This is a genomic window from Streptococcus cristatus (assembly GCF_963529205.1).
In the GTDB taxonomy this organism is placed as follows: Bacteria; Bacillota; Bacilli; order Lactobacillales; family Streptococcaceae; genus Streptococcus; species Streptococcus cristatus_O.
In genome coordinates this window covers 1-3,777 of sequence record NZ_CAURYF010000069.1, presented here as the reverse complement: position 1 = coordinate 3,777, position 3,777 = coordinate 1, and the positions used below count along the sequence as shown (strand labels likewise).

The following is a 3,777-nucleotide window of genomic DNA, read 5'->3' as shown; positions in this document are numbered from 1 at the left end:
TCTTGGCTAATTCTTTGTCCAACAAATCCAGCTGTCGCTTGGCTTCCATCGTAAAACGGTTGATAGGATATTCTAGCTTTTCTGGTGCATAGTTAAAGAAATGACCAAATCCGCCTCCCAAGAAGGGAGCCGCTCCTGTCTGCCAGAAGAGCCAGTTGAGCACCTCGGTCCGACCGGCCAAATCTAACGGAATCAGCTTTCCGAACTTCTCTGCTAGATAGAGTAGGATATTGGCTGACTCAAAGACAGGAATCGGCTTGTCGACTGACTGATCCAACAAGGCTGGAATCTTGGAGTTGGGATTGATTTTCACAAAATCTGAACCAAACTGATCTCCATCCATGATGCTGATCTTATAGAGGTCATAGGCAGCCTCTGTCACACCTGCTGCCAGCAGTTCCTCCAACATAATCGTCACCTTGACCCCGTTTGGAGTCCCAAGTGAATAAAGCTGAAAAGGCTCTTTACCGACAGGAAGCTTCTGCTCAAAACGCGCGCCCGCAGTAGGCTGATTGATACCTGAAAATTTTCCTTGGTCGCTGTCCACAGCAGACCAGACTTTTGGCAATTGATACGTCATACTTTTCTCCTTTTTATAAAACTAATGACCTGTCAGATCAAACAGGCCACTGTAAATCTAGTAAATTCAGTCCTTCCACAAATTCATGGCATTGAGGAAATCATCCGAAACTGTTACATTCTGCGGATTGCTTGCTTCACGTTCCGCCCGTTTGGCTTCTACCTGAGCTGGGCTTGTAATGCCTTCTCGACGCCAATTACGCAAGATCGCCTGGATATATTTCCAATTAGACTTGCCATTGAAAACCGCTTCGCGTAAGGCAGCCTTGACCAAATCTGGATTGGTTTGATCGTCCTTAATAGTCTTGGTCAAATCCTCGATTTCAAATGGAGTCAAAAGACGCCCCAACTCTTGCTGGAAGGTTTCGACCAGTTCCTTGAGAAGATTGCCATCAGATGTAGACGTTGACCCAGTAGGACTAGAAGTCTCCAAAAGCTCATCTAGCTTTTCTAAGGCTGGTGAAGCATCAAAAATCGCTTCAATTTCCCCATTCAGTTCGATGGTTCTGTACTGGAGCAAGCCTTTTTCCGTCAGATGGGACATGGAACGATTGACCTCGGATAAGGTCTTGCCAATATGCTCTGCAATCTGACTGGGCGCAAACTCCTCCAATGAGGTGGTATTTTGCAGATAGAAAAACTGCCAGACCAAAAAATCATCGCTGGAATCAAAAATTTCTTTAAAATGCAAAAAGAGGGCACTTGGAAGAACCAAGTTGCCATTTTTGTAAGCTGCTAAATAAGTCATAGTACCTCTTTATAAATAAGCAAAGAAGGATGCATCATTCTCTGGACTTTGCCAATCAAATGGCGTTTCTTGATAGACTGCATAATTGACCCAATTACTGAAAAAGAGAGCTGCCGCCAAACTCCAGCGCAGACAAGGAGTCGTATTTACATCATCATTCTTGAAGTAATTCTCAGGAATATGAGGATCCTTGCCCGCTTCCAAGTCACGGAAATACTCCTTGGCAAGGGTATCACGATCGTACTCCATATGACCGAAGCTATACACCTCTCGCAAGTCTCGGCTCGCCAAAACAGACAAGCCCGTGTCTTCTCCCTCGGAGAGAATCTCTAGATTGGTCAGATTAAGAATATCTTCTTTCAGTACTTCTGTATGCCTTGAATGAGGCGTGATAAATTCATCATCAAAACCTCTGAAAAGCAGATTATTGCTTGGAGCTGTCTGTTCGTAAACACCTGAGAGTTTCTCTTCCATCTGGTGCTTATCCACGCCATAGCGGGCATAAAGGCCAGCCTGTGCTCCCCAACAGATATGTAAAGTCGAAAAGACATGAGTCTTGGACCATTCAATAACCTGCTGGAATTCCTCCCAATAGTCTACCGCCTCAAAGGGCAGATGCTCTACTGGCGCTCCAGTGATAATCAAGCCATCAAAGAAACGATGTTTGATCTCATCAAAAGTCTTGTAAAAGGTCTGCATATGTTCCACTTGGGTGGTCTTTGACGTATGAGAAGTCATATAAAGAAACTCAATGGTCAGCTGCAAGGGCGTATTGGCCAAATGACGTAAAATCTGAGTTTCCGTCACCATTTTCTGGGGCATAAGATTGAGTATCAAGATATTCAAGGGGCGAATATCTTGATGATCTGCCCGGTCATCATCCATGACAAAGATATTCTCAGAGCTTAAAATTTCAACTGCGGGAAGCTTCTTATCAATTTTGATAGGCATGAAAATATCTCCTTTTGTTTAATATACCTATTATACTCAAAGGAGATATAGTTTTCAATTATACTTTTTCTCTAACTAGATATAGCAATCAGCTATATCTTTAGTAGTGCATCAAGACCTTGTAGTCATAATCGCCAATTGCTTCACGGCCTTTAAGCTCATCCAACTCGATGAGGAAGGCACAGCCAGCCACTACGCCACCAAGACGCTCAATCATCTCAATGGTCGCCTTAACAGTTCCACCAGTCGCAAGAAGGTCATCGACAATCAGAACGCGTTGACCAGGTTTGATTGCATCCGCATGCATGGTCAGAGTATCTACACCATACTCTTTTTCATAGTCAGCTGAGATGACTTCACGAGGAAGTTTACCTGGCTTACGGACAGGAGCAAAGCCAATTCCCAATTCAAAGGCAACTGGACAGCCTACGATAAAGCCACGTGCTTCTGGACCAACAATCATGTCAATTTGCTTGTCAGTCGCATACTGTACAATTTCACGTACAGCGTAGCTATAGGCATTTCCATCAGCCATCAAAGGGCTAATATCGCGGAAGAGAATTCCTTCCGTTGGGTAGTTTTCAATAGTTGCAATATAATCTTTTAAATTCATAATGTTCTTTCTTTCAAAAAATTTTTTACTCTCTATTATACCATGTTTTATCCAAAAAGGCTCTAGCAGACTTTCAAATATTTTTAGATATGAAAGATTCGTAAAACAAGGAGACCTTTCCCCTAGCAATCCATGAGATAGTCGTAAATCTCCTGCACAGTTCCCAGAGCCATGAGTTCTTGCTCTTTGACTAGGCGCTTGAGGTCTTGGTAAATGTGACTGCTTTCAATTTCTTTCTTTTCAGCTTCCTTATTGACCGTCATAACGCCTTCGGTGATGCTGACAAAGCCCAGCTCTTCAAAAATCTGAATCATTTTGACTAAGAGAATAGGGTCGATTTTCAGATAAGCCGCCAACTCTTTAAGTTTATAGCGAACGTCAAACTCGGGGAACTGATAGATAGTCTTGTAGAGTTTGGCAAACTGCTCACGGTTACCATAACCTGTAAGATAGTAGGGCTTGGCAATCTCATTCTTAAAGTATATCGCTTCGAAATCCTGAGACTGAAGAACCTTCTTCAAGACCTGCAAATCATCAGGCAGGTCATAAACCACAACCGCTCTGCTATTTGACAAATCCGGCAATTCCTCTGTGAAACGCAAGACTGGAACCTTGTCAGGCAGCGTCGCATTTTTGCTACGGATATTGAAAAGCTGTACGCCGTCCACACGAGCATCTACCAGCATGAGCTGAAGACTGGTCTGTCCATTCCATTTATTGACAGAGAGGCTGACAGCTAGCTCCAGATTCTTGGTCTGGGCAAATTCTGTCGCCAGGCTTCCTTGCCCAAAAGCTACTACTTCGAAAGATGCGTCTTCCTGAGAAATTTTCAGCTTGAGATGGCTATTGCCAGCCCCCATAGTCCGAGCATTGTCCACTTTAAAGT

At 43.7% G+C, this 3,777-nt stretch carries 5 protein-coding genes; all 5 read right to left on the bottom strand.

Features of this window, described 5'->3' with window-relative positions:
- Positions 1-580 (bottom strand): glutathione-dependent disulfide-bond oxidoreductase (yghU, locus tag RWS39_RS09360; RefSeq protein WP_314482889.1); only part of this gene is annotated, 580 nt, incomplete at its 3' end.
- 66 nt (positions 581-646) lie between these two features.
- The gene (locus RWS39_RS09355; protein ID WP_314482886.1) at positions 647-1,327 is read right to left on the bottom strand and encodes a DnaD domain-containing protein; all 681 of its coding nucleotides are present in this window, start codon (positions 1,325-1,327) and stop codon (positions 647-649) included.
- A gap of 9 nt (positions 1,328-1,336) precedes the next feature.
- Complete coding sequence (gene metA, locus RWS39_RS09350; protein WP_314482883.1) at positions 1,337-2,278, bottom strand: homoserine O-acetyltransferase MetA; 942 nt, start codon at positions 2,276-2,278, stop codon at positions 1,337-1,339.
- 100 nt (positions 2,279-2,378) lie between these two features.
- Positions 2,379-2,891 (bottom strand): adenine phosphoribosyltransferase, encoded by a 513-nt coding sequence (locus tag RWS39_RS09345; protein WP_062004957.1) that lies wholly within the window; start codon positions 2,889-2,891, stop codon positions 2,379-2,381.
- Positions 2,892-3,013: 122 nt separating this feature from the next.
- Positions 3,014-3,777, bottom strand: a 764-nt coding sequence (locus RWS39_RS09340; protein WP_314482878.1) for a single-stranded-DNA-specific exonuclease C-terminal domain-containing protein, incomplete at its 5' end; no start/stop codon positions are given.

What these genes read in the sequence shown, in the direction of transcription:
- RWS39_RS09355 (WP_314482886.1), bottom strand. Translation starts at nt 1,327, where the DNA reads ATGACTTATTTAGCAGCTTACAAAAATGGCAACTTGGTTCTTCCAAGT.
- metA (WP_314482883.1), bottom strand. Translation starts at nt 2,278, where the DNA reads ATGCCTATCAAAATTGATAAGAAGCTTCCCGCAGTTGAAATTTTAAGC.
- RWS39_RS09345 (WP_062004957.1), bottom strand. Translation starts at nt 2,891, where the DNA reads ATGAATTTAAAAGATTATATTGCAACTATTGAAAACTACCCAACGGAA.